The organism is Streptomyces sp. Ru62, assembly GCF_002920615.1.
Classification (GTDB): Bacteria; Actinomycetota; Actinomycetes; order Streptomycetales; family Streptomycetaceae; genus Streptomyces.
This window is the reverse complement of record NZ_PQSU01000037.1, coordinates 13,096-37,938: the sequence shown is the minus strand read 5'-3', so window position 1 is coordinate 37,938 and position 24,843 is coordinate 13,096. Positions and strand designations below refer to the sequence as shown.

26 protein-coding genes and 1 pseudogene are annotated in these 24,843 nt (G+C 70.0%); 9 read left to right on the top strand and 18 right to left on the bottom strand.

Going from position 1 to position 24,843, the window contains the following annotated elements:
* Positions 1–21 precede the first annotated feature (21 nt).
* The 12 genes from C3492_RS36375 to C3492_RS36320 form a co-directional block, all read right to left on the bottom strand.
* On the bottom strand, positions 22–882 hold the full coding sequence (locus tag C3492_RS36375) for an aldo/keto reductase (protein ID WP_103816904.1): 861 nt from the start codon (positions 880–882) through the stop codon (positions 22–24).
* 103 nt (positions 883–985) lie between these two features.
* On the bottom strand, positions 986–1,765 hold the full coding sequence (locus C3492_RS36370) for an alpha/beta hydrolase (protein WP_103816903.1): 780 nt from the start codon (positions 1,763–1,765) through the stop codon (positions 986–988).
* Positions 1,766–1,811: 46 nt separating this feature from the next.
* The gene (locus tag C3492_RS36365; RefSeq protein ID WP_103816902.1) at positions 1,812–2,780 is read right to left on the bottom strand and encodes an aldo/keto reductase; all 969 of its coding nucleotides are present in this window, start codon (positions 2,778–2,780) and stop codon (positions 1,812–1,814) included.
* A gap of 371 nt (positions 2,781–3,151) precedes the next feature.
* Positions 3,152–4,369, bottom strand: coding sequence for an MFS transporter (locus C3492_RS36360; RefSeq protein ID WP_103816901.1), 1,218 nt, complete (start codon positions 4,367–4,369; stop codon positions 3,152–3,154).
* A gap of 176 nt (positions 4,370–4,545) precedes the next feature.
* The gene (locus tag C3492_RS36355; RefSeq protein WP_103816900.1) at positions 4,546–5,229 is read right to left on the bottom strand and encodes an NADPH-dependent F420 reductase; all 684 of its coding nucleotides are present in this window, start codon (positions 5,227–5,229) and stop codon (positions 4,546–4,548) included.
* Positions 5,230–5,333: 104 nt separating this feature from the next.
* Positions 5,334–6,356, bottom strand: coding sequence for a zinc-dependent alcohol dehydrogenase family protein (locus C3492_RS36350; protein ID WP_219822116.1), 1,023 nt, complete (start codon positions 6,354–6,356; stop codon positions 5,334–5,336).
* Between the two features lie 180 nt (positions 6,357–6,536).
* The gene (locus C3492_RS36345; protein ID WP_258056100.1) at positions 6,537–6,986 is read right to left on the bottom strand and encodes an aldo/keto reductase; all 450 of its coding nucleotides are present in this window, start codon (positions 6,984–6,986) and stop codon (positions 6,537–6,539) included.
* 67 nt (positions 6,987–7,053) lie between these two features.
* Positions 7,054–8,307 carry an MFS transporter gene (locus C3492_RS36340; RefSeq protein ID WP_103816898.1) on the bottom strand — a complete coding sequence of 418 codons (1,254 nt, stop codon included), beginning with the start codon at positions 8,305–8,307 and terminating at the stop codon, positions 7,054–7,056.
* Between the two features lie 343 nt (positions 8,308–8,650).
* A complete protein-coding gene (locus tag C3492_RS36335) occupies positions 8,651–9,529 on the bottom strand; it encodes a helix-turn-helix transcriptional regulator (protein WP_103816897.1) in 879 nt (292 codons plus the stop codon).
* 323 nt (positions 9,530–9,852) lie between these two features.
* A complete protein-coding gene (locus C3492_RS36330) occupies positions 9,853–10,194 on the bottom strand; it encodes a YciI family protein (RefSeq protein ID WP_181140729.1) in 342 nt (113 codons plus the stop codon).
* A 313-nt stretch (positions 10,195–10,507) separates the two neighbouring features.
* A complete protein-coding gene (locus C3492_RS36325) occupies positions 10,508–11,983 on the bottom strand; it encodes an FAD-dependent monooxygenase (RefSeq protein WP_103816895.1) in 1,476 nt (491 codons plus the stop codon).
* A gap of 289 nt (positions 11,984–12,272) precedes the next feature.
* Positions 12,273–13,148, bottom strand: a complete 876-nt coding sequence (locus tag C3492_RS36320; protein WP_374938414.1) for an alpha/beta fold hydrolase — start codon at positions 13,146–13,148, stop codon at positions 12,273–12,275.
* A 119-nt stretch (positions 13,149–13,267) separates the two neighbouring features.
* On the opposite strand from C3492_RS36320, the gene C3492_RS36315 reads away from it, so the two are divergent.
* Positions 13,268–13,834 (top strand): TetR/AcrR family transcriptional regulator, encoded by a 567-nt coding sequence (locus C3492_RS36315; RefSeq protein WP_103816893.1) that lies wholly within the window; start codon positions 13,268–13,270, stop codon positions 13,832–13,834.
* 388 nt (positions 13,835–14,222) lie between these two features.
* Here C3492_RS36315 and C3492_RS47035 read toward each other — a convergent pair whose 3' ends face one another.
* Positions 14,223–14,609 (bottom strand): hypothetical protein, encoded by a 387-nt coding sequence (locus C3492_RS47035; RefSeq protein WP_219822115.1) that lies wholly within the window; start codon positions 14,607–14,609, stop codon positions 14,223–14,225.
* A 105-nt stretch (positions 14,610–14,714) separates the two neighbouring features.
* On the opposite strand from C3492_RS47035, the gene C3492_RS36305 reads away from it, so the two are divergent.
* Entirely contained in the window at positions 14,715–15,500 is a 786-nt protein-coding gene (locus C3492_RS36305) for an alpha/beta fold hydrolase (RefSeq protein ID WP_103816892.1), read from the top strand.
* Between the two features lie 454 nt (positions 15,501–15,954).
* On the opposite strand, the gene C3492_RS36300 is transcribed toward C3492_RS36305, so the two are convergent.
* Positions 15,955–16,977, bottom strand: a complete 1,023-nt coding sequence (locus tag C3492_RS36300; protein WP_181140728.1) for a glycosyltransferase family 2 protein — start codon at positions 16,975–16,977, stop codon at positions 15,955–15,957.
* Between the two features lie 659 nt (positions 16,978–17,636).
* On the opposite strand from C3492_RS36300, the gene C3492_RS36290 reads away from it, so the two are divergent.
* Together C3492_RS36290 and C3492_RS46295 are read left to right on the top strand one after the other, a co-directional pair.
* Positions 17,637–17,891, top strand: coding sequence for a hypothetical protein (locus C3492_RS36290; RefSeq protein ID WP_103816890.1), 255 nt, complete (start codon positions 17,637–17,639; stop codon positions 17,889–17,891).
* Positions 17,888–18,463 (top strand): hypothetical protein, encoded by a 576-nt coding sequence (locus tag C3492_RS46295; RefSeq protein ID WP_258056099.1) that lies wholly within the window; start codon positions 17,888–17,890, stop codon positions 18,461–18,463. Before C3492_RS36290 ends, C3492_RS46295 begins: the two co-directional genes overlap by 4 nt.
* On the opposite strand, the gene C3492_RS36280 is transcribed toward C3492_RS46295, so the two are convergent.
* Entirely contained in the window at positions 18,359–19,135 is a 777-nt protein-coding gene (locus C3492_RS36280) for a transposase (RefSeq protein ID WP_258056098.1), read from the bottom strand. The two genes, C3492_RS46295 and C3492_RS36280, sit on opposite strands and share 105 nt — an antisense overlap.
* 159 nt (positions 19,136–19,294) lie before the next feature.
* On the opposite strand from C3492_RS36280, the gene C3492_RS36275 reads away from it, so the two are divergent.
* A complete protein-coding gene (locus C3492_RS36275; RefSeq protein WP_308461175.1) occupies positions 19,295–19,480 on the top strand; it encodes a hypothetical protein in 186 nt (61 codons plus the stop codon).
* Positions 19,481–19,557: 77 nt separating this feature from the next.
* Here the strand turns inward: C3492_RS36275 and C3492_RS36270 are convergent, their stop codons facing one another.
* Positions 19,558–20,100: a DUF6882 domain-containing protein gene (locus C3492_RS36270; RefSeq protein WP_258056097.1), complete on the bottom strand. Its 543-nt coding sequence runs from the start codon at positions 20,098–20,100 to the stop codon at positions 19,558–19,560.
* Between the two features lie 84 nt (positions 20,101–20,184).
* Here C3492_RS36270 and C3492_RS44310 point away from each other — a divergent pair, with 84 nt between their 5' ends.
* On the top strand, positions 20,185–20,448 hold the full coding sequence (locus C3492_RS44310; protein WP_146075761.1) for a hypothetical protein: 264 nt from the start codon (positions 20,185–20,187) through the stop codon (positions 20,446–20,448).
* 58 nt (positions 20,449–20,506) lie between these two features.
* Positions 20,507–20,950 (top strand): helicase associated domain-containing protein, encoded by a 444-nt coding sequence (locus C3492_RS36265; protein ID WP_258056096.1) that lies wholly within the window; start codon positions 20,507–20,509, stop codon positions 20,948–20,950.
* 102 nt (positions 20,951–21,052) lie between these two features.
* Here C3492_RS36265 and C3492_RS36260 read toward each other — a convergent pair.
* Positions 21,053–21,232, bottom strand: a pseudogene (locus C3492_RS36260) (ATP-binding protein); the annotation flags it as partial.
* Between the two features lie 75 nt (positions 21,233–21,307).
* On the opposite strand from C3492_RS36260, the gene C3492_RS36255 reads away from it, so the two are divergent.
* Positions 21,308–21,619: a hypothetical protein gene (locus C3492_RS36255; protein ID WP_103816888.1), complete on the top strand. Its 312-nt coding sequence runs from the start codon at positions 21,308–21,310 to the stop codon at positions 21,617–21,619.
* Positions 21,620–22,994: 1,375 nt separating this feature from the next.
* Here the strand turns inward: C3492_RS36255 and C3492_RS36250 are convergent.
* A complete protein-coding gene (locus C3492_RS36250; protein ID WP_103816887.1) occupies positions 22,995–23,543 on the bottom strand; it encodes a DUF1062 domain-containing protein in 549 nt (182 codons plus the stop codon).
* 464 nt (positions 23,544–24,007) lie between these two features.
* Between C3492_RS36250 and C3492_RS36245 the strand changes: the two genes are divergently transcribed.
* A complete protein-coding gene (locus tag C3492_RS36245; RefSeq protein ID WP_258056095.1) occupies positions 24,008–24,664 on the top strand; it encodes a triacylglycerol lipase in 657 nt (218 codons plus the stop codon).
* The last annotated feature ends 179 nt before the right edge of the window (positions 24,665–24,843 follow it).

The following is a 24,843-nucleotide window of genomic DNA, read 5'->3' as shown; positions in this document are numbered from 1 at the left end:
TGAGTGAGGCGCGGCTAGGAATCAGGTGTCGAACCGCACCCCGCCGAGCCACGTGACCTTCTCCGGGTCGTGGTGGTCGAAGATGGGGCTGCGGCCGGTGTCCAGCGTGGCGATGCGTGCCATCTCTTCGTCGGTGAGCCGGAAGTCGAAGACGTCGATGTTCTCCGCCATGCGTTCGGGCCGTACCGACTTCGGGATCACGACGATGTCGCGCTGGACGAGCCAGCGCAGCGCGATCTGGGCGACGGACTTGTCGTGGGAGCGGGCGATGCCGGCGAGCACCGGGTTGTCGAAGAAGCCGTGTCCGCCTTCGGCGAGCGGCCCCCAGGACTCGTGCTGGACGCCGTACCGGCGCATCAGTTCCTGATCCTCGGTGCGCTGGAAGAAGACGTGCGTCTCGATCTGGTTCACCGCGGGGACGATCTCGTTGTGGGTGATCAGGTCGGCGAGCCGGTCGGGGTAGAAGTTGCTGACCCCGACCGCCCGGCTGCGGCCGTCGCGGTTGAGGGCTTCCATGGCCCGCCAGGCGCCGTAGTAGTCGCCGAAGGGCTGGTGGATCAGGTACAGGTCGAGGTAATCGAGACTGAGGCGGTCGAGCGAGCGGTCGAAGGCACGCTTGGCGCTGTCCTCGCCGTAGTCCTGGACCCACAGCTTGGTGGTGACGAACAACTCGTCGCGGGGGATGCCGCTGGCGGCGATGGCCCGGCCCACGGCGCGCTCGTTCTCGTACCCGGCGGCGGTGTCGATCAGGCGGTAGCCGGCTTCCAGCGCGGCCTCCACCGCCTGCTGGGTCTGGTCTTCGGGGATCTGGTAGACGCCGAAGCCGAGGATCGGCATCTGCACGCCGTTGTTGAGGGCGACCTCGGGAACCTTGATCGTCATGGCTGAGACTTTCACTTTCGGACGGTGGGGGACGTCGGCCGGGCAGCGCCGGTGGGGCAACTGCTGATATCGGACTGGGCGAAGACGGCAGGCCGCCGGGCTTCTACCAGGTCTGGCGTTCGAGCCAGGTCTTGATGCGCTCGGCCGTTTCACGCCAGCCGGGTTCGAGGAGCACGTTGTGGGTGCGGCCGGGAAGGAAGAGGTAGTCGGAGCCGAAGTAGGCGGCACTGCGGCGGATCGCCTCCGCGGGGACCACGACGTCGTTTTCTGCCGCGATGACCAGGGACGGGCCACCGATGCGGGTGCGGTCCACGCTGAAGGAGGTGGAGATGGTCTCCTGGATGGCGAGGGCCGACTCCCTGGACAGCAGGGCGTAGTAGCGGCGGGCGTCCTCTTCCGAACACCCGGCCAGCACACGGGGCCACTCCTCCTCGAAGGAGCCGATGCCGACCGGCTTCGACAGATCCAGCTGCCGCTCCGGGTGGAGACCCACCTCGGCGCAGATGGCGGGCGTGATGTGGACCTGCGCCACGACCGGGTGCTGTTCGGCGTACTTCTGGCCGACCAGCGCGCCCATGCTGTGGGTCACCAGGACAGGGACCTGTCCGATGTGGTCGACCACGATCTCCAGCTCTTCCACGGTCTCGGCCATGGAGCGCGCCGCGAACTGCTCCTCGGGCAGTTCATGGGAGCGGTGGTGGTTGTACCAGCTGAACGCGTAGCAGTCCCGGCCGGTCGCGGCGAAGAAGGGGAGGTAGTTTTCCCACACCCAGCTGCCCTGGCCGCCGCCGTGGACGAAGACGATGGGCGCAGCGGACGGGCTGCTTTCGGAGCGGGCGTACTCGATGAACACACCCTTGACGGTGGTGTTTTCGACCTTCACAGTGATTCCTTTTCGGTGTCGATGGGAGTGGGCGGTGTGGGGGCGGTCAGTTGCCGCGGCCGCCTTGTGGGTCGGGCAGGGCGTTCAGTGCGGCCAGGTCGGCCTTGCTCAGCTGGACGTCGGCGGCGCCGGCGTTCTCCAGCAGGTACTTTGGGGTCTTGGTGCCGGGGATCGGGATGACGTACCGGCCCTGGGCCAGGACCCAGGCGAGGGCCACCTGGGCCGGGGTGGCACCGATCCGCTCGGCGATCTCACGCACCCGGCCGACGAGAGCGAGGTTCTGCTGGAGGGCGTCCTGCTGGAAGCGCGGCATCCGGCGGCGGACGTCGTCCTGGGGCAGGTCGTCCACCGAGGTGAAGCGGCCGGTGAGGAAGCCCCTGCCCAGGGGCGAGTACGGCAGGAAGGCGATGCCCTGTTCCCGGCAGTAGGGCAGCACCTCCTGCATCCAGTCCCGCGTCCACAGCGACAGCTCGCACTGCACGGTGGCGATCGGGTGCACCCTCTGGGCGTGCTTGATCTGTTCGACGTCCACCTCGGACAGGCCGATCGCGCGGGCCTTGCCCGCGGCGACCGTCTCAGCCAGGGCGCCGACGCTCTCCTCGATCGGCACGTGGGGGTCGACCCGGTGCAGCTGATAGAGGTCGACGTGGTCGGTGCCGAGGCGTTGCAGGCTTTCGTCGATGGAGCGGCGGATGTGCTCCGGGCGGCCGTTCTCGGCGCGGACCGGCTTGCCCTGCTCGTCGCGGGACAGGGCGCCGACCTTCGTGGCCAGCACCGCACGGTCGCGGTGGCTCCCGGACAGTGCCCGGCCGACCAGTTCCTCGTTGGTGAACGGCCCGTACACGTCCGCGGTATCGATCAGGGTCACGCCCAGATCCAGCGCCTGGCGGATCACCGAGACGTACGTGTCCTCGTCACGCGCGGCGGCCATGTCGTAGGCGTAGCTCATGCCCATGCAGCCCAGGCCGATCACGCCCACCTCGGGACCGCCGGGTCCGAGTGTCGTCGTACGCATGTGCTTCCTTTCATCTCTCAGAACCCGAGGTGTCGGATGCTGGGCGGGGAGCACCGGCCTTCCCGCGCGGTGCAATCCGCGCTCATTCCACGAAATCAGCTCCCGCGTCCCGCTGACAGGCACGCTTGTTAGGGGTAACGGCAGTGACCCCCTCGGGCCCGAGCCGCAGGGCGTGCCCGGATGTGTATGGAGAGTGACTGGAGCGGGACGCCGGACGAACGGTGCATGGTGTCAGTTCTCGCTTCAGCCTGCGCCACAGCCGCGTCCTGGCCCCGCATGGCCGCCCGGCTGACCGACAGCTTCAGGCGTCCGCAGACCGATCAGGTTCGAGGAACTCGCGCACACCTTGGGTTCTGACATCTTCCGCCCCCTCAGAGGGACGTCTTGGGCCTCTCCACTCGCGGGTGGGAAGGGGCCGCCAGGCGGCTGCTCCTGTCCGCGAGTCGGTTGCGGCCGACGGCCCAGACGATGAGGCCAGCGCAGGTGACGGCCAGGGAGACAGCCATGATCGCTGTCCAGCGGCCGAGCGCCCAAAGAGGGCCGGCGGCGGCCGATCCGACTGCGCCGCCGAGAAAGTTGCTGACGACCAGGCCCGTGTTCAGGCGGCTGTGCGCGGAACCGGGCAGGGCGAACAGCCGGGTCTGACTCAGCACAAGGACGCTCTGCGTGGCGATGTCGGGCACGACGACAGCGACGATCAGCCCGAAGATCGAACCGCGTGCTGCCCAGGGAGCGACCAGGGACAACACCAGCAGCGCAAGCGCGGCGCCGGTGGCGGGCACGGACCAGCCCCGGTCGTGCAGCGCGCCCGCGCGGCGTCCGGCGAGGGCGCCGGCCAGGCCAGCCAGGCCCAGCAGGCCGATCTGGCTGGTCGAGTAGGAGAACGGCGCCGCCGTCAGTAGGTAGGTCGTCGACGTCCAGAACAACGAGAACACCGCGAAGGTCACGGCGGACAGCAGCAGGGTCGGTGGCGCCGCGCGATGGCGGGCCACGGTGGTGAAGACCGATCCCAGCAGGCGTGGGTAGGGGACGGGTTCGCGGGGTTCGAGGGGCGGGATGGCCGCGCGGAGCACGGCGGCGAGGGTGATCGCCGCCGCGGCGGCTATGCCGTATATCGCCCTCCAGCCGAGGAGGTCGGCGACGACACCGCTGATTGTGCGTGAGAGCAGGATGCCGATCAGCGAGCCGGATGCCACGGTACCGACGACCTGCCCGCGCCGTTTGGGTTCGGCGAGTTCGCTGGCCAGTGGGGTCAGCAGTTGCGCGCCGACGGTCGTCAGTCCGACGCCGCCGAGTGCCGCGAGGAGCACGGCGAACGTCGGGGCCAGGGCGGCGCCGAGGAGCATCACGGCGGAAAGGGCCAGGACGAGGGGGATCAGGCGGCGCCGGTTGAGGACATCGCCGAGAGGTACGAGGAGAAAGATCCCGAGTGCGTATCCGCCCTGGGTGACGGTCACCAGGGTCGCGGCGCTGGAGGATGAGACGTCGACAGACGCGGCGATGGTCTCGATCAGGGGCTGGGCCCAGTAGAGATTGCCGACGGCCAGGCCGGCGGCGACCGCAAAGGCCAGGGTGCGCGCCGGGGTCATCCGATGAGCGGAAGCGGAGGGCACAACGGGTCCTTTCACCCATGGGGTGGTGCTGCACTGAGGTGTGCGGGGGGCGGGAGGAGTACAGACCTTCCCGCCCACCCGCGGGCGGCAATGGGCACGCTTCGGCCGCGATCGGCCTGTCTTGCGCAGCCGCTTCGATCGAGCTCGTGCCGCTACTTGCGCGTGATCCCGATGTTGAAGTGGAACGTCCCCGTCGCGGCCGCCACCGCGAAGAGCAGTTCCCCGTACATCTCCACCGCTCGCGCGGCTTTGATCCCGCCGAGGTCGATGATCGCCTCGTCGGGCCAGCCGAACTCGCCGAGCAGGCTCTTGACCGTTTCCTTGGCTTCGGCGTCCTCGCCGGCGACGAACACGTTGTGGTGGCCGGGGAGCCGGCCCGGGTCGACCATGATCTCGGCGTGCATCGTGTTCAGCGACTTCACGACGCGGGCCTCGGGGTAGGCACGCTGGATCTGCTCGCCGAGACTGTCGGTGTTCGCCACCGTCAGCCTCGGCGGCATGCCCTGGGAGACGTCCAGCGGGTTCCCGATGTCGAGGAGCACCTTGCCGGCGAGGTTGGTGGCGCCCGTCGCCTCCAGCGCGTTCAGCGACGCGGCGCCGTGGGTGGCGTTGACGATGACTTCTCCCTGCGCTCCGGCATCGGCCAACGTCGTCAGCTGCACTGCGGGGTGCGCCTGCTGCCACCGTGCGAAGGAAACAATCCCAGGCCGGTCCTCGGTGTGCCCCAGGGTCCGCTCCACGTCGCGCGTGCCCACTACAACGTCGTGGCCCAGCGCGCTCAGCCGGCCCGCGATGGCACGGCCGACCATGGCTGTTCCCAGAACTGCGATCCTCATCATCATCCTTTGTGTCAGTGCGTTGAGAGTGTTCAGCGGCTTACCGGCGGCGTCCGTGAGTGCGCTGCCGCTGGGCGCCCGCGCTGAGACGGAGCCGCGGGCTTTCAGAGGGTGAGGAGGACCTTGGTGGCACGGCGCTCGTCCATGGCCTTGTAGCCCTCCGCGGCCTGGTCGAGAGGCAAGGTGAGGTCGAAGACCTTGCCGGGGTCGATCGTGCGGTTCCAGATGAGCTGGATCAGCTCGGGCAGGAAGTGCCGCACGGGGGCCGGCCCGCCGAGCGTGTGGATGCCGGCGAAGAACAGCTCGATCCCGGGGATGGTCACGTCGTAGTTCAGGCCCACATAGCCCAGGTGGCCGCCGCCGCGGGTGGCGCCGACGGCCTGCATGAAGGACTCCTGGGTGCCGACCGCTTCGATCACGGAGTGTGCGCCGAGCCCGTTGGTGAGTTCCTTGATCTTCGCGATGCCTGCCTCGCCGCGTTCTTCGACGATGTCGGTCGCGCCGTAGTAGCGGGCCAGCTTCTGCCGCTCCGGGTGGCGGGACATGGCGATGACCCGCTCGGCGCCCAGCTGCTTGGCGGCGAGGACGGCCATGAGGCCGACCGCGCCGTCGCCGACGACCGCGACGGTCTTGCCGGGGCCGGCCTGGGCGGCGACGGCGGCGAACCAGCCGGTGCCCAGCACGTCGGAGGCGGCCAGCAGTGCGGGGATCAGCTCGGGGTCGGGCTGTCCCGGCGTGGCGACGAGGGTGCCGTCCGCGTGCGGGATGCGGGCCTTCTCGGCCTGGGTGCCGATCGTCTGCGAGACGAACTCGGCGTGCACGCACTTGGACGTGAACCCGGCCTGGCAGATCTCGCAGGTATTGTCGGAGATGACGAACGAGCCGACCACGAAGTCTCCGGGCTTGACGTTCCTCACCGCCGAGCCGACCTCCTCCACGACCCCCACATACTCATGCCCCATGACCTGGTGGTCGGCGGGCTCGACCCCGCGGTACGGCCACAGGTCCGAGCCGCAGATGCAGGTCGCGGTCAGCTTCACGATTGCGTCGGTGGGCTCGATGATCTTCGGATCCTCGCGCTCCTCGACCCGGACGTCGCCGGCCTTGTACATCACTACTCCGCGCATCAGCGTGTTCTCCTCGTGGTTCTGTGTTCAGCGGTGCTTGATGCGCACCTGGGCGGGCGACGGTGGGCTCGGTGACGGGGACGTCGCCGAGGGCCTCGCGGCGGCCATGAGCAGGTCGTCCGTCAGCACCAGGCCGGAGGCAACCGCGCTGCGGCGCAGGATCGGTCGGCGGGTGTCCGGTCAGCGTCGGCGGGCTGCCGGTTCCAGGGCGGGATTGACGAAGCTGCTGTCGGCTGGGTTGATGACCGTGCCGGGCGTGACGATCTCGTCGATGCGGTCCAGGACCGCCGGGCCCAGGACGACGTCTGCCGCGGGCAGCTGCGACTTCAAGTGGGCCTGGGTGCGCGGGCCGATGAGCACCGATGCGACCGCGGGATGGTTGAGGGCGAAGGCGATGGCCATCTCGATCAGCGTCATGCCGTTGTCCTCGGCCAGGTGGGCGAGGGCCTCGGTGGCCTCCAGCTTGCGCTGGTTGACCGGCAGGGACATGTCGAAGCGGTCGGCCAGACGCTGCCGGGCCGGGGAGGGGGTGGGCAGGTCGGCGTCCTGGCGCCACTTGCCGGACAGCCAGCCGCCGGCCAGCGGGCTGTAGGTGATCACTCCCATGCCGTGCCGGGCCGCGGTGGGCACGCGTTCGGGATGTTCGGATCGAGGTGTTGCACGGCGTGCGGTGGTGCGGGCGTCCCTGCCCAGGAGGTCAGCTGCGCGTTGCTTCCGCCTTGCGCTGGGAGGCGGCCAGCAGGCCGAGGGGCAGCAGGGCCACCAGGGCGAAGGCGAAGCCGGTCAGGGACGGGCCCTTCAGGTCCAGACTGGAATTCAGGGCGACACCACCGAGCCAGGAGCCCGTGGCGATACCGATCTGGAAGGCCGAGGTGGCCACGGCTACCGGCAGGGACCGGCCCTGTCCGGCGATCTTGACGACCTGACCGACCACGATCGGGTTGCCAGCGAAACCGGCGGCACCGAGCAGCATGATCAGGACGACGGCCACGACGCTGTTGGTCGCCCACAGAGTGATCCCGCCCAGAGTGGCGGTGGTCAGGGCGGCGGTCGGGATGAGCGTGCCGTAGGGCCGCCGGTCACCGAGGCGACCGCCGACCGTGGTGCCGGACAGGGCGCCGATGCCGAAACCGAGCATCGCCAGCGGTACCGCCGAGCTCGCCAGGTGGGCGCGGTCGGTCAGCAGGGGGGCGACGTAGCTGTAGGCGCCCATGATGCCGGCCTGGAGCAGGGCGATGGACAGGTAGACCAGCCACAGCCGGGGCTGCTTGAGCGCGGCCACCTCGGCGCGCAGGGAGCTGTCGGCGCGGGTGGTGTCGGCCGGGATACGGCGGGCGATCACGGCCGCGGCGGCCACGGCGAGTGCGGCGAGCACCCAGTAGGGGGTCTGCCACCCGCCCAACTGGCCGACTGCCGTACCCAGGGGGACGCCGATGATGTTGGCGAGCGTGATGCCGCCGACCATCACGCCGGTGGCGCGGGTGCTGGCGGCGGGGCCGGCCGCGGCGGTGGCGATCACGGCGCCCACGGCCCAGAAGGTGCCGTGGCCCAGCGCGGCGGCGAGCCGGCCGACGATCGCGAGGGTCAGGTTGGGGCTGAGTGCGCTGAGGACGTGCCCGGCGGCGAAGACCAGCAGTGCGGCGATCAGGGCCGAGCGGCGCGGCAGGCGCTGGGTCGCGATCGCCATCAGGGGGGCGCCGATCGTCATGCCGATGGCGAAGACAGTGATCAGCATCCCGGCGCTGGAGACGCTGACGTTCAGGGCGTCGGAGATCTGCGGCAGCAGGCCGGAGACGACGAACTCGCTGGTGCCCATGATGAAGGTGATGCCGCCCATCAGCCACACCACGGGCGGCAGCTTGACCTTCCCGGCAGGCACGGACGTGCTGTCGTCGGCCGTGAGCGGTGCGGCGGCCGAGGTATCCGGCTGCGTGGACGAAGGGGAACTCACTGATGATCCTTTCCAGAGGTGGCGCGGGGCCCGGTCACCGAAGGCGGGCCGGCAAGCGTCATACGCGCCGAGGGTGGTGCGGGCGGGCCCCTTCAGGCCCGCCGCAATCCACGAAACCAGCCGGTGAGCAGCTCGGGGAGTCACGCTTGTGAGGGGTAACAGCAGGGACCCCCTCATGCCGAGAGCGTCAGTGAGTACACGCTGAAACGGGGTATCCGGCCGCGGCACACAGTGCGGACAGGCCGATGGCTGCCGCTGGCGCTTGTTGAGCGGGTGCCGGCGTGCAGGGCAGCGGGCCGCACGTCATCACGGCGGCGCCGGCACAGGGGCCGCCGGCTGCGTGTCAGTGCTCGGTGTCAGCCTGGGAAGCGGCCGCGTCCCGGTCCTCGCTTGCCGCCCAACTGGCCAGCAGGTTCAGAGCGTCCGCGGCCGGGGTGCCGGGCTCGGCGCTGTAGACGGTGATGGACAGTCCCTCGTCACCGGGCAGGTCAAGACTTTCGTGGACGAGTTCCATCTCGCCCACCACCGGATGGTGGAACCGCTTGGCTCCCCTGGTGAAGGAATGCACGTTGTGCGCACCCCACATCGTGCGGAAGGCGTCACTGCGGGTGGACAGCTCACCGATCAGGTTGGACAGCTCGCGGTCGTAGGGGTTCTTGGCGACCTCGAGGCGCAGCACCCCCACTGCGTCGCGGGCCACGCGTTCCCAGTCGAGGTAGAGCCGGGGGGCGCGGGGGTCGAGGAAGCAGAACCGGCAGGTGTTCGGCTGTTCCATCTCGAACACGTAGCTGTGCAGGACGCGGGCAAGCGTGTTGGCGGCCAGGACGTCCATCCGGTTGTTGCGCAGATACGCCGGCTGGTCGTGCAGGCCCTCGATGATGCGCAGCACACTGGGCCGCACCGTCGCCTGCTTCGGCCGGCGCCGGGCCCTGGCCGGGGTCACGTGCGCTGCGCGGGCCAGGGCGTAAAGGTGGTCCCGCTCGGTATCGTCGAGGCGCAGGGCCTGGGCGAGTGCGTCCAGGACGCTCTCGGAGACCCCGCCGAGATCACCGCGCTCCAGGCGCGTGTAGTACTCCACGCTCACCCCGGCGAGCATCGCGACCTCGCCCCGGCGCAGCCCGGGAACCCGGCGGTGTCCGTACACCGGCAGACCCACCTGTTCGGGCGTGATCCTGTCACGGCGGGATTTGAGAAATGCACTGACTTCGGCCCGGTTGTCCATGAATCCAGCGTAGAAAGACGGCACAGCCGGTGGGGGTCCCTGTCAGTACCCCCCACAGCACGCACCAACTCAGTGGCGGCCGTCAGCGCGAACGCTCTGACTTTCGAGGGAGGCCTCTTCCAGGCGACCTCGCGGCGCCTCCCCGCGCACCTGCGACCGGCACCGGACCGCGGCCATCTTCCACGGCACGCAGCAGGTGCTGCGGGAGGTGCAACGGCTGCGCGGCAGCGCGCACCGGCATCCGGACGCGCGTCCTGGCGGCACGTCCGGGGTCGTGGTGAGAGAAGTGCCGCTTGATCAGTCGGCTTCGAGCAGCGTCAGCCTCATGTCGATTCCGCCGGGCGCCGCCTGCGGTACCAGGGACTGACGGTGGGGGTGCGGAGTCCTGCCGCGTGCAGGGGGTCCTGGCTTGCGATCTGTTCTGCTTCGGCCAGGGAGGCGGCGCGCAGGATGTACAGGCCGGTCCCGGAGTTCTCACCGTCAGGCGTCATGAGGGGACCGCCTTCGAAGGTGATCCCCCTGCTTTCGAGGTCGGCTCCGAAGGCGAGGTGCTCCTTGATCTTCGGCAGCAGTGTGCTCGGGTCGTCACCGACGAGTCTGCTCATGACGAGGTAGAGAAGCTCGTGGGTGTCATCGGGATACGGGCGGTTTTGCTCGCTTCTCATCAGGGGTCCTACCTCCTTGAACGTGGGTCTGATCGGCTTGAACGGGCCCGGCGAAGGCGCCCGCGGTCTGGATGACTGCGGACGGCATGTCGGCCTGCCGGCCCGGCTGCGGAGCGGACGGGCCACCTCCCGCATGCTGACCGCCCGATCCCAGCCGATGTCGACGCGTCCGGTGTGAGACGTCGGCGTCGGCCGCAGCTGTCAGGTAGGGGGGCGAGGTCAGCGGTGTGGACGTAGGTTGGGTGATCTCGGGCTAGGCCATCCAAAGCATCCACCCCTTGTCGACGGCGTTGCCCGCCGAGGCGGTTCCTGGTCAGGAAGCCAGCCAGTCGGTGAGTGTCGCCCTGATCTGCTCGGTGTCCGCCCCTGTCCACGCGCGGGCGATGTGTCCGTCGGGTCGTACCAGGGCGGCAGTCAACCCGGACCAGGGCCCGGCGGGGACCACCTCCACCGCCGGCGAGCCCAGGGCAGCGAGCACCCCGCCCGGGGTGCAGTCCAGTAGCAGGAAGCGGTCGACGCGCAGTCGGCGCAGCAGGCTGTCCCCGTCCGGCAAACGCAAGTCCGGCACACGGTGCCCGTCCAGCGGGTGGCCCACATCGGGGGTGTCGTAGGACACGCTCAGCCCCGACAGCAGTCCGGCCAGGTACGCGTTGGTCTCCGGCCCGGCGAGCAACGTGCTCATCAGCTCCGGCAGGGCCGCACCTTGGGGGGTGAACGTGGTCATCAGCGCGGTCTGGGCCTGCGTGTTCTGCGCCAGGGAGGCCGCCACCGGGCGGCGTTCACGGTCGTAGGAGGCCGCGCCGTTAATGATCAGCGGGGTGGCCCGGCCCTTGACCTCGGCCGCGAGCTTCCATGCGAGGTTGACGGCGTCCTGCATGCCGACGTTGACTCCCTGGCCGCCCGCCGGGAAGTGCACATGCGCGGCGTCACCGGCAACGAAGACCCGGTTGACCCGGTACCGGGTGGCGTGGCGGGTGGTGTTGCCGGCCGTGGAGATCCACACCGCGCTGCGCAGCCCGTAGTCGGTGCCGGCCACGCGCTTGAGAATGCTTCGTAGGTCATCGAGGGTGAGCGGTTGGCTCCGCTTGGCAGTGACCTGCTCGGGCGTCAGGCCGGTGTCCTCCGGCAGAACGCCGAACATGCGGTGGATGCCGTCGAAGAGCGGCACGATACTGACCCAGCCGTTCTCGTGGTCCCACACGTGGGTCGCTTTCTGTGGTGCTCCGTCCAGTTCGACATCCGCGAGGTAGGACACCACGTTGCCGGGCGTGCCGGGAAACTCGATGCCGGCCTGCTGCCGGACCCGGCTCCCCGCGCCATCGGCTCCGACCAGGTACCGGGCCGTGTGGACGCAGTCACACGCATGCACGCGCACGGCGGTGTCGTCCTGTTCGAATCCGGTGACCTCCTGGCCGTAGTGCACGGGGATGCCGCGCGCTATGGCAAGGGAGGCGAGTACCCGCTCGGTGGTGGCCTGGGTGATCTGCAGTGTGTGGGGGTAAGGGGTGTCCAGCTCGGTGTAGTCCAGCAGCTGCGGCAACATCCCGAAGTGCGTCCGGGGCACCGCGCGGCCGTGTGACAGCAGGATGTCGGTGAGCGTGCGGCCATCCTCGGCCCGCACCGTCGCCAGGACCTCCAGAGTGCGCGGATGCAGGACGGCGGCACGGGAGTTCGCACTGCGCTCAGTGAGCCGCTCGAAAACCGCGACCTTCACCCCGGCCGAGTCAAGGAGCACGGCGGTCAGCAGACCGACGGGTCCGGCGCCTGAGATGATGACGTCGACACTCATGGGTGCCCTCCGTTCGTGATCGTCGGGGCCGCTGTCGGGGTGATCGGCCGTGTGGGTGGGATCGGTCCGATAGCACTGGTGAAGCACGCCCTCGGCACTGCGGTTGGGAGCTGGGAGTGGCTCCGCGCCACGAGACCCGGGGCTGCGGCAACGGTCCTCGCGACGCGGGTTCCTGTCCCAGTGCCGACGGCGGGCCGTGATGACTACCACTGCCAGGCGCGGAAATGCCTAAACTCGGCGCATGGCCGGCCCTCGGTGGCCGCCTGTCGTACGTGGCGCGATCCCCGGGTCAGCGCAGGAATCCCAGGACTGCCTTGCCGAGTTCCTCCGGCGCCTCTTCGGGCAGGAAGTGGCCGGCTCCGGGGATGACCAGTCCGGTGACGTCCGTGGCGACCAGGCACATGGTCTCCTCCGGCATGGTGCCGGTGCTGTACTGGCCGCCTATGGCCAAAACCGGGATGGCCAGCAGCCCCTCGTCGCGCCAGCGCAGGACGTACTCGGCGGATGCGTCGATGGTCCGGTAGTACTCGAAGCTGGCGCGCAGAGCGGCCGGGTCGCGCAGCGAGTCGACGTAGACGTCGATGGCATGCTGCGGGATGGCGCCGGGGGTGGCGGTCTTGGAGGTGAAAGTGTGACCGAAGTAGACCTCCTCGCGGCCGGCGACCATGCGCTCGTTGATGTCCGCGAGGCGGTTGAAGGCAAAGTGCCACAGCATCTCGTTGGTGGCCGGGTCCGACAACAGCGGCGGGGACGGCGAGATCCCGGGGATGACGGCCTCGCTGACGACGAGGCGGGTGACGCGGTCGCGGTGGCTCGCGGCCAGGGCGTAGCCGACCAGCATGCCCAGGTCGTAGCCGACGACGGCGAAGCGGTCGTGGCCCAGCGCGGTCATCAGGGCGGCCATGTCGTCGGCGAGCGTGGCGGCGTCGTAGCCGGTGGCGGGCTTGTCGCTGGCGCCCATGCCGCGCAGGTCGGGTGCGATGACGGTGAAGTGCTCGGCCAGGGCGGGCATGACCAGACGCCAGCTGTACCAGAACTGGGGCCAGCCGGGCAGGAGCAGGAGCGGCGGCCCGTCCCCGCCGACCACGGCATGCAGGGTCAGCTCGCCGGTCTTGACCGTGTGGCTGGTGAACGTGTCGGTGAAGCCGGCGGGCAAGCCCGGCACGTCAGTGATGGTGAACGGCACGGTGAGTCCTCTCGTGGCGCATGACGGCCACCTCAAGCGGATGAACTATCCAGTTCACCGTAACACAATCGGATGACCTATCCGTTTATGCTGTGCGCATGACCAGTGCACCGATGCGCAAGGACGCTGCCCGCAACCGGCAGCGCATCGTCGACGTCGCCCGGCAGCTCGTCGACGACGGCACCCCGCTGCAGCTCAACGACGTCGCCCGCCTGGCCGGCGTGGGAGTGGCCACCGTCTACCGGCACTTCCCGACACCGGAGGCCCTGATGGAGACCGTGGCGGCCCCGGGGCTGGAGGCGCTGGTCGCCCACGCGGAACGGGCACTGACCGAGGAGGACACCTGGAGCGCCCTGGCCGGCTTCCTCGACGTCACCTTGGAGGCGCAGCTGACCGACCCCTCGCTCACCATCGTGCGGGCGGCGCCGGAACGCGTCCTGCCCCGCACCGAGGAACTGACCGCCCGGCTGGACTCGCTCGCCGGCCGGCTGCTCGACCGCACGCGCGCGGCGGGCGCCGTACGCGGCGTGGTCACCTGGGACGACCTGCTGCCGCTCATGTGCGGGATCGCCTTCGCCGCCAACGTCCATGCCGGCGACCGGCAGACGCGTCTGGAGTCCGGCCGCCGCTACCTGGACGTGATGCTGCGGGGACTACGCAGCTGAGCCACCGCCGGACCCGCACAGCGTCCGTCAGCGCCGAGCTGGAAGGGCAATCCTCACATGATGGTGTTCAACTCCACCGTGGTGACGACGGTCGCCTGCTCCGCAGCAAAAGGCGTCGCCCACGCGGTCATCCCGTTCGTCGCCCAGGTCCTCACCGAAGAGGAGTGGGGTGACTTCGTCGCCAGTGTCCTCGGCAAGATCGAGGCCGTCGGCGTGGGACAGGCCCTCGATGAGCACGCGGCGCCGGCAAACATTCGGTGTGCCTCACCGACGTGTAGTTGCAGCGAGTTGAGCGGTGGCGGCCCTGCAACCCGCCACCGCCTGAAGACGCACCACGTGATCAGCAACGGCATCGCTCCCCCAGCCTGTCGTCAGGGCAGCGGTGCCGTTATCTGTGGACGGCCGCGCGCCTTCGATTCAGTTGGTCACCGTGGTGCGGGCTCCTGGATGTGCTGAGGTACGGCAGACCTGGCTGGGGCGTTCTGGTCGGGGTCGGGAGGAAGGTCCAGCTCGTGCGAGTCGGTTTCCCGAGGTGGGTGAGTGCGGCTGTGACCAGGGCCTGGACGCCGGTGTCCAGGGTGGGCTGCAGGACCGGTGCGAAGCGGGGGCTGTGGTTGACCGGGATGTCCTGGGCCACGGTGCCGCGTTGCCGGGCGGCCTGGTAGGCGTGCGGATTCACACAGCCCCGGGCCCAGTAGGTGTACGGGGTGCCGAAGGCGTCCGGGATCCGGCTGAAGTCCTCGCCGGAGAACGCGACGCTGGCTGGTTCCGCCACGTACGCATCCGTCATCCCACTCCCCAGGCCGAAGCAATCGCCATAAATGAGCCCCACCAGTGGGCCGCGTCAGAGGGCGCATCCCCCGCTGGCAAGCTGACACGCATGACGCCAATGACCCAGCCCCAGCCGAAACGCGCGGCCCTGACCGTGGACGGGCATCGCCTGTCCTTTCTCGACTTCGGCGGCCCGGGACGCCCTCTGCTCGCCTTGCACGGGCACTTCGGTGAAGGCAGGACGTTCACTTGCCTGGCCAATGACCTTCAGGACCACTGGCGGATCATCGCACCTGACCAGAGAGGGCACGGCCGTTCCGACCGTCCTGCGGACTTTTCCCGCGGCGGCTACGTGAAGGACGCAGCCAACCTTCTCAACCACTTGGGGCTCATCGACACCGTCGTGCTCGGGCACTCACTGGGAGGCATCAACGCCTACCAACTCGCCGCTCGCCACCCGCACTTGGTTCGCGCTCTGATCATCGAAGACATCGGCGCCGAGGTCGATGATGACCTGTCATTCAGCCTGTCTTGGCCGCATCGAGCCCCGACCCGAGCTGGGCTTCTGGAGGGTCTCGGGGCGTCAGCGAACTACCTCACCGACGCTATCCGCGAATACCCCGACGGGTGGGGCCTCGCCTTCAGTCCGCAGGACATGATCACCTCACAGCAGCAACTCAACGGCAGCCACTGGAGCGACTGGCTCGCCAGCAATTGCCCTGCCCTGCTTATCCGCGGCAGCCGCAGCTCGGTTCTCAGCATCCAGCACGCTAAAGACATGGCGGCACGACGCCCTCACACACAGCTCATCGAGCGGCCGACTGGCCACACCGTCCACGAAACCGACCCGGTCGGCTTCGCTGCTGTTGTCAGAAGCTTCCTTGACGCCTTGTGACCCCATACCGCCAGCCGTGTTCCACAGAGGCCTCTGCCCCTGTTGCGCACCATTCCTCGTTTGGCTGCCCAGTGACCTGCACATTCTTGAAGAACGTCCCACCGCAGGCAACAGAACACAGTCGAAAGAGAACACTGCTGAGGTCGGCGCCGTTCCTCGACTGCAGGTGCGCGCGACCAGGGCCCGCGAAGAGCACCACGCGGTAGCCGTCCGGCTTCTGCTCGAAGGCCAACCCGCCTGGCAGCGCCCGCTCGGGCGGGAGTCCGGGGCGTGCCTCGGCGAGCATCGGCCGGAGGGGAGGAGACAGCACAGTTCAGGTGTATGCCGGACGGGCGCCGGTCGCACCCGAGGGCTGTTGTCATTGGGTGACGTACCCCACGCGCCGGTGCCGGAACCGGGCGGCGGTCACGTCACGGCCCGGCAGGTCCGCAGCCCGCCGCTTCCTCCGGCCTGGTCACCGTCCGCGGAGGGCGGCGCCCCGGGAGACCAGACTCCGTGCCCGCTGCGGGAGACTGGCGGCCTCCAAGGCGCTGTATCTGCCGCTCGCCATGAGTTGGAACTTGACACCCTCTCGGCCTTCGGGGTGGTCGTAGCCGTCGGGGAGGTAGCGCCGGTAGTGCTCGCTGGCGCGTTCGAAGAACCGCGGGCGCTCGGAGCGGGAGAGACATCCCTCGAGGTTGAGCAGGAAGAGATAGTGGCGAATCATGCGGGTGAAGAGAGCGGGAGCCACCACGTCCAGGGCGCCGCGCTCGCCGAGCAGGCCGAAGCTCTCTTCGTACCGGCCGAAGACGTCGAAGTGGGTGCCGTCGGGTGAGCCTGCGGGGTGCTGGGTGTGCCGGCGGCGGATCTGCACGCAGTTCCATTTCAGGACGGCGATCCGGTCGGCGGCGAGCATGGCCCGGTGGACGACTGTGACCTCCTCGTGGAGACCGTCGGGGAAGGCGAGTTGCTGCCCGGTCCACAGCTCGCGGCGGACGAGACGGTCCCAGGAGTAGGCGGGAGCACCGAAGAACTCGGGCCGGTCGAGCGGGGCGAAGGGTTCACTTCCCTGCTGGGCCAGCAGGCCGGCCGCGGCACCGGGCCACGAGCGGCTGCGGTGGAGGCGGGTGTGCCCGAAGAGAAGAACATCCGGCTCGCCCGCCGCTCGCAGCCGGTCGGCCATCGCCTGCAGCGTTTCGCCCCGGACGATGTGATCGCTGTCCAGAAACAGCAGGTAGTCACCGGCGGCGCGCTGGGCCCCCGCGTTGCGTATCCGGCCGATGCCGGCGACACCCGTCAGCCGTACGACCGAGAGCCGCCCATCGCGCCGGGCATAGTCGTCCACCAAGTCTGCGGGGCAGTGGGCAGACTGGTCCAGGACCGCGACGACCTCCACGTCCCGGAAGGACTGGTCCAGGATCGATTTCAGGCAGACCCCAAGTTGTCCCTGGAGGTCGTGCGCGGCGACTATGACGCTGATCAGCGGGGATGCGAGCACGGTGACCGAACATAATTGGACAGCTGACGGTGTAACAAGTCTTGTGAGCACCCAGTCCACAGCACCATGAAAAGTCCCGCGTATGTTCACACTGCCTTCGCATAGCGGGCGTCCGGTCATCGCTCCGCCGCACACACCCCGCGCTGCGGCTCGCGCCGCGTGTACGGACATCGCGGGGCCGGCGGCACCCGACGACTGTGGGGCACCACCTGGCGAGCCTGCTGCGGCCAGTAGAACGTGAGCGCCGCCGCGGGCGTGCCCGCCAGGTCCCGGCCTTTGGGACTGGCCGCGTGCACGGCGAAGCTCCAGCCTCCCGCACCCACGGGTACGTACCCGTACCCGTCACGACCGTCGTCCGCCCGGATCCCGGCGGCCCCGCCGCTTCGGCCCCGCCGGTCCGCTGTGAGCTTGGCGGGGGTCGCGCTGTCCCTGACGCGCGAGAGGCACCCTGATCCGGCGGCCGGCCGCGAGTCAGGCGGTAGGGGGCAGCGTCTGTCCGCCGCATCAGGTAGGGCCGAACTCGTGAGCGGGGCCACCGCGCCACTGCACCCACTGAGGGTCGTCCAGGAGCGCATCGGGGTCGGCGATCCTGCTGAGCTTCCCCGGGCTCGGCATCGGGTCCTTGGAACTACCGGCTTGAAGCGACGCATCGCCGGGCTGTGCCCGCCAACGTCCGTATCCCCGAAGAGGCCAAGGAGCGTCTGGCCGCCATAGCCGCCGCTGAGGGGCTGTCGCTGCGCGCCTACCTGGCCCGCCTCGCCGAAACCCTGCTCACCCCGGCCGAGCGGGCCGCACGGGCCGAGCAGGCCCGGGCCGCGCTGGAGAAGTGGAACGGCTATGCGCCCACCGCGGCCGAGGAACAGGACCTCGACAGCGAGCTCGACCGCCGTCTGGCCCGGGCGGCCGCACGGTGACCGACGCCATGCACATCGTCCTGGACGACACCGCGATGGCCGCGGCCGGCCAGGGCAACGTCCTCGCTTCCCGTCTCATCCACCGCGCCCACGGACCCCCGGCCAGCCCAGCAACCGCGTCCCGGCGCTTGCGGAGCAGGTCCGTACGTGCAGGCCGGGCCCGCGCCCAGCAGGACTCGCTCTGGAACCGGCAGCAGCTCGCCAACCAGCTCCGCTCGCTGCTGCGGGAGTACTACCCGGCTGCCCTGGACGCCTTCGCCACCTGGACTAACGGCCTGTGCCGTCCCGAGGCTCGTGAACTCCTCAAGGCTGCGTCAACTCCCACCCGGGCCGCACGGCTTACCCGCACACAGCTCCAGGCCGTCCTCAAGCGCGCCGGCCGCAAACGCGGCGTCGAGGCAGAAGCCGACCGCCTCCGTGACGCCTTCCGTGCCGAGTGGGCGCACCAGCCGCCGCTGATCGAGGACTCACTGGGCCGACGTCAGGTCCGCGGTCTGCTGGTGGGACAGCAGGCCCGCGACGGCTTGGACGATGTCGCTCATGTGCTCGCGGCGGCCGAGATGGCGGGTTAGGGCCCGCCAGTTCTTCAGGTGCGCGATGCCGTGCTCGACGCGGATGCGTCGTGAGGAGTGCGCTTTGCGCTGCCGCTCGTGCATTTCCTCGTACCAGTCCGGAGCGTTCTTCTTGAACTTGCGGTGCGGAGGTGTGACCACACGTCCGCCGGTCTGCGCACCCAGGCCCTGGTAGCCGGCATCGGCGAGGATCTCCACGGCGGGACCGTCGGCCAGGAGCTTGACCAGCCCTAACTGGCGGGCGTGGGTGATGTCCGCGCAGCTTCCGGGCCTGGTCGGGCTGCACAACAGCACCCGGCCGTCGCCGCCCGTGACGACCATGGTCTTGACGGCGTTCTGCTTGCTCTTGCCAGAGATGAACTTGTCCCGGTCCTTGCGACCGGCGGCCGGTCGGCGGACCCGGATCTCGGTGCCGTCGACGATGCCGGTCATCCCGCTGGCGCCGAGATGGTCGACGACCTCGGCCAGAGTCCGCAGCCGAAGGCCAGGGCTGACCGTGCAGCCTCGCTCGGCGAGCAACGGTCGTATCTCGCCGACGGCGCGGGTGACAGTGGAGCGGTCCCCGTCGAACCAGCAGGCCAGCACGCCGTGCGTGGCCCCGTGCCGCAGGTACACGAGGGTGGCCAGGAGCCGGTCGACGAAGACCAGCCGGTGCTTCGCTCCGGCGCCCACCGCCCGCTCCCGCGGCCTGGACGCAAGCTTGGCCTGGTGCCGTTCATGCCACAACGGGCCCAACTCAGCCACCATTTCAGCGATCAGATCGGCCGAGAGACCCGTGATTCTCCGGTCGCTGACGATCACTGCACGAGACGCGTTCCCCACCACACGCCCATGATCGACGATCAGCAGCCCGACGCCTCACCACCTACCGTGCACGAGCTCGTTAACCCGGTCGTCGCCGAGTCACTGCTGGACCGGCTGATCAACGCCAGTCACCAGGTGATCATGAACGGCCCCAGCTACCGGCCCAACAAGCGACCGAAGGGCCCCACCGAGAAGCCGGACAAACCGATCTGATCCGCCGAGCCCGGGCGCTGCCGAGATGCCTGGCCGCGCGAGGCCAGGCACCGGGCCATCGTCCCCGGCAACAGCTGCTATTCGATATTGATCTTGAAGGTTGACGTGCTGCCGTCCTGGGCGGTCAAGGTGACGGGTCCGAACGTGATGATCGCGATCGACCTCGCGCCGGGCCCACGATAGAACCCTGTCGCCTTAGTGATCCGGACGGCCAAGGCCGCGAGAGTACCTGCCGTCTGCTCGTCGGCCTCGACCTCCGGCTCTACGAGAGCAGCGTGACCATGGGCCTCGCCCCAGTCACGAACGGTGCGGGCGTCGCGGCTCATCTCGGGCAGGATGCTCTCGTTGGCCCATGCCCACCGCCATGAGGACGACGAGGGGCTCCAGCTGCTGAGGATCTGTGCTGGGGCGGTGGCGGTCTTGTCGGGGAATGTCCAGGTGATGACTCCGGTTCGCTGGTCGAGTCCCCACCGGTCCGCCGAGCCAAGTCCCCAGGACATGTGCGCGCGGGCCAGCTGGTCGATCATGTCTTCGCCCTGCAGGAGCAGCGTGCTCAGCCCTTCCGGGTCGGGGCCCTGCGGGGCGCCTTCCGGCTTTCCGCCTCGCTTGAACAATCCCATGCGGCGAAGTCTGCCAGGGCGATTCCCTGCCCACGGCACCGGCTTCGGCTCGGGTGCCGTTCAACCGAGGAGCTGGGGAATTACGTGACGTTCGACCTGGGGCATTACGTGACCGTCGACACCAAGACCAGCCATCCTCGCCGAACTCGCCGGCGGTCACGCGGACCGCACCTGGGACAAGCGGATGCGCGGCACTTCCTGCCCCCGGTCAACGCGGTCGGGGACAGCGGTCATCCGATCGGGGTATGGGCCAAGAACAGGCGCGCCGAGGCCCGCAGGACCTGGGAGAAGGCCGAACGGCGCGCCGCAGGGGAAACCCGTGCCGGTGGGCGCTGGGGAGCTGCCTGAGAGCCGTCTGGAGGCTTTGGAGGTCATCGACCCGGGATGATGCCCGCTGGGGTGGACCGTGGCGTGGCAGCGCTGCTTCACCCTCGCACGCACCCACGTCCGGGCCGGGAATGCGCTGCCCGAGACGGCGGGTGAACTTGTCGTGCAGGGCGAGGATCTCGGGGCGTGGACGGCGGCGCAGCGGCAGCGGTGGGACAAGCTGACCCCCGCGCAGCAGTGGCTCCTGGGCAGCACGCTCGGCTTGGAGCCGGCCGCGCCCGGGGCGCGGCCGGGGAAGCTCACCGCAGATGGCAAGTGGGCGCTCAACCTGCGCGCCGCGCGGCAGTTCCACGACCGTGAGGGGCATCTGCGGCCGGGGCGGAAGCACATCGAGCGCGTGGACGTCGACGGCGTGGAGGTCGACATCAAGCTCGGCCCGTGGCTGGACAACGCCCGGCGCCGGGCCGACAAGCTCACCCCCGAGCGACGCGCCGAGCCGGACCAGCTCGGGATGCGCTGGTGACCCGACCGGACACCGACGGGGCGGCGGGCGGCTGAGCCGAAGCACCGTAGTTGCCACATAGGCAGTCTTGTTGTCACCTGCGAGGTGCGGCGCCGGGAGATCTCAATTCTTGACGGTCTCCGCGATCTGCTGGGCGGCCTGCGCAGGGGTGAGGTGCGTGGTGTCGATGACCTCGGCCTCGGCGTGCAGCCACGCGCGGGCGGCCTCGGCGTAAGGCTCGATGTACCGGAGACGGAACGGGGAGTTGGGACCGAGCACGGTGTCACCCGCGATGCGCGCCCGGTCCCGGCCGGAGGCAGCCACGGCTGACGAACTGGCCTCCCGGCAGAACCGCCGGCCGCGCCCGAGGCCCCGCCCGTGAAGCTCACCGCCAACGACAAGTGGGCGCTGAGCGCGTCTGCCAGGCGCCGGTACCGCGACGACGTGTGCCGGGCCCAGGCGTACCGGGCCCGGCGGGTCTCCGACCGGATCATGGCCTTGGGGATGCTGCTGGCCGAAGCGGAGTGGACCGGCGACAGGCGCATGATCAGGCTGTTGACCTGCCCGGAGTGCGGCCGGATCACGTTCGCCGGTGGCGACTGCCGCCGCGACGCGGTGTACTGCTCCGGCCGCTGCCGCTCCAGAGCGTGGCGCCGCCGCGCAGCCCCCCACGTCGGGGCGTCAGCGTGACGTAGCCGTCACAAAACCGCGCCGTACCAGCGCGTATGACGCCTCGACGTCACACACATGCCTGTCCTACCGCGCGCGGCCACGCCGCTGCGCGCGATACCCAGCCCGGAGCACACCCTGCGCAACGGCTCGCGTACCGCCGGGTCGGGCCTGCGTGGTGGTCGGCCGCGGCGGGACCACCAGTGCGGCCGCTCGCCTTGCTCCTGGCGGTGGCTATCGCCCGGTCGGACGCGGCCGGGGTCATGGCGGGGTCGGCATCGGGACTGCCGGGAGGGAGCGGGAGTCGGCGTGGCGCGGGCGCGGCGGCTCGGGCGGCCGGACAGACGGGAACGGGACAGCGGACGCGGGCCCGACTCAGCAGCCGGCGCAGTGCGGGGGCCCGTGCACTGCGGGCGGGGAACACGGCGCCCCGGCGCGGGCGGGAACGCACGAGCACGGCGGGACGAGCGCGGGCCCGCCAGGCGGCCGGGGAGCGGCGCGCGGCCGGGGAGCGGCGGCGCGCGGAGGATACGACGGCGGCGCGGCCGGGCCGGGCCGGCCCGGGCAACGGGGAGTCTCCGGCTCCGGCAGCCGGGCGTAGCGGGGGCGGGGTCGGGGCCCGCCCGGGCCCGGCCCGGCGAGACGGCCTGGCGCGCGGCCGGGAGGGAGCGGGACGGCGGCGCGGCGCGGGCGCAGCGGCGACTCGGGCGCGGCAGCGGCTCGGGCGGCCGGACAGGCGGCAACGGGACAGCGGACACAGGCCAAGGCCGGCGGGACGAGGCGCCGCAGGCCGGCACAGCGCGGCGGCCCGTCCACGAGCGGACGGGGAACACGGCACACCGGCACGGGCGGGAACGCACGAACACGGCGGGACGAGCGCGGGCCCGCCAGGCAGCCCTGGAGCGGCGCGGAGGCACGGAGAATACGGCGACGGCGCGGCGGCGGGCGCAGCATGCGGGGCGCGGCCGCAGGAGGGGCGACCGCCGGCAGTCCGGCCTCCGCAACGGCGGACAGGCGGGGAGCAGCACGCGGGACGGACGGCGGTCAGGCGCCGCACGGCCGGAACGGCCGGGCACGGCCGAGCCGCCAGGACGCCGCACAGCTCGGCGGCAAGCCTCCGGACGGCCAGGGGCCGGCGCGGCACGGTGGGCGAGACGACCGAGCCGCCGACGGGCGGCCGGAGGCCGGGCGCGGACGGCCAGGGGGCGCGGCGGGACCACGGCATCGGGAGTCCGCCTTCGTGCACGGCACCGCACGGCAACGAAACCAGAACGGCGCAGGCGGCCGCCCCGACCGTGTGACCGGTCACGGCCGGCCGGCGACCCCTGCACAACGGCACGCTGAACGCGGCCTGTCCGGCGGACCTCGCCGGACAGGCCGCCCGTCCGCGGAGGGCTCAGCGCTTGAGCGTGAAGGTGAAGTCGGCGGAGAGCTTGCCGCCCAGCCGGACCGCCGAAACGACTTTCCCCTCCGTGAGCAGTCTTTCGACCTCGGCCCGCGAAAGACGGCAACCTTCAGCGATCAGTCGCACCGGCCGGACAGGAACCCGCGCCGCGAAGCGGACCGAGACGTCGATCACCTCGCGGTCCGGGTGATCCGGTCCGCCGGTGTCGAGGCGCCAGGCGTCCTCCCAGTCGAGGGCGACGCGATTACGGCGCCGTACGACCGGATTCTGGAGCAACTCAGCTGCCAGGCCGGGGTCGTTGTCATGCATCCGGTCCAGCAGCTCAGGTCGCACGGAGCGCACGTTCATCCGCTCCAGGACCGTGAGTTTCGCAGTTTCCCCGCAAGCGGTACAGAGCGCGAGGAGCCAGGCGTCGATGAGCTTGTGGTGTGCGTTGACCCGAAACTTACCGCTTGTCCGGAAGCGCTCGGACGCGCACGCGTGGCAGCGTCGGAGGACGAGCGGCAGGCAGGTGGGCACGACCACCCAGTTTGTGAGCACAGAAGTACACCGGTTTCAGTGAGAAATCCGCAGCAAAAAGGAGCGCGGCGCACATGCGCGACGCGCGACGATTCAGCTCTCGGGAGGTCTCACAGGGTGTACAACGGCCCGTCCTTTGCCAGACGACTTGGTTCGGCAGCACGGTAGTGGCGCACAGCGGTGCTGCTCCACTGGTTTTCGCACGCCTCACCGCCGAGTCCTGTCCCGCGGATCGGCCCGCTGGTTCCTCGACCCCGGGAGCATCACTCAGCGGGTGCGCGGCGAGCAGCTGCTTCTCCACCTCATATCCGCCCGCCTGCTGCGCCGTGCACGCCGGACCGCCCGCGATCACTCGACATGGGGAAACGTTCCTGGGGTGAAGCAGACGGGCCGGTCGGGTGATCGACGGCGTGCGCCGCGGGTCGGCCTAGCTCGTCGGCGTTACAACGCTGCCTGTGAAATCGAGCATCCGATATACGTCCCGCGTGATCGCCATTGCTTCCCTCGCACTGCTGCCCCCGACCGCGGCTGCGCCGGCGGTATCGGCCCACGCGGCGGCCGTGCCCGATCCAGTCATCTTCGTACACGGCTGGAACAGCAACGGCTCGACCTGGAACACCATGGCCGACCGGTTCCGCGCCGACGGTTGGCCGGCCGGTCGCCTCGATCAGTGGACCTACCCCACCAACCAGTCCAACGCGACGACCGCCTCCCAGCTGGCCCGGGAGATCGACCGCGTACTCGCTGCCACCGGCGCCTCCAAGGTGGACCTCGTCACCCACTCCATGGGTGGCCTCTCCTCCCGCTACTACCTCAAGAACCTTGCAGAGCACGCCAAGGTAGACGCTTGGGTGTCCTTGGCAGGTCCCAACCACGGCACACCCGCCGCCTACTGGTGCGGCGGCGCCTCCTGCACCGAGATGCGACCCGGATCAGCGTTCCTCAACCAGCTCAACGCCAAGGACGAGACACCGGGAACCACCCGATACGCCACCTGGCGCTCTCCGTGCGACAACGTCGTCACCCCCGACGACACCGTGCCCCTCACCGGAGCACACAACACGAAGACGGCATGTCTGCGGCACACCGCTCTCCCCGCCAACGCGTCCGTCTACCGGCAGGTCAGGGACTTCATCCGGTAGCAGACCTGGACCAGGGGGCAACGCGAGCGCCGGCCCGGCGGGTGCGCAGAACGGCGCACCACGGACTCGCTGTCGAGCGAGTGGGCCTCCACCCGGCAGCCACGAAGGACGAATGCTCCAAGGTCGGCGTTGTGCCGCACCCACCACACTGGTTTCCGCTTCCCCAGCTGCCCGCCTAG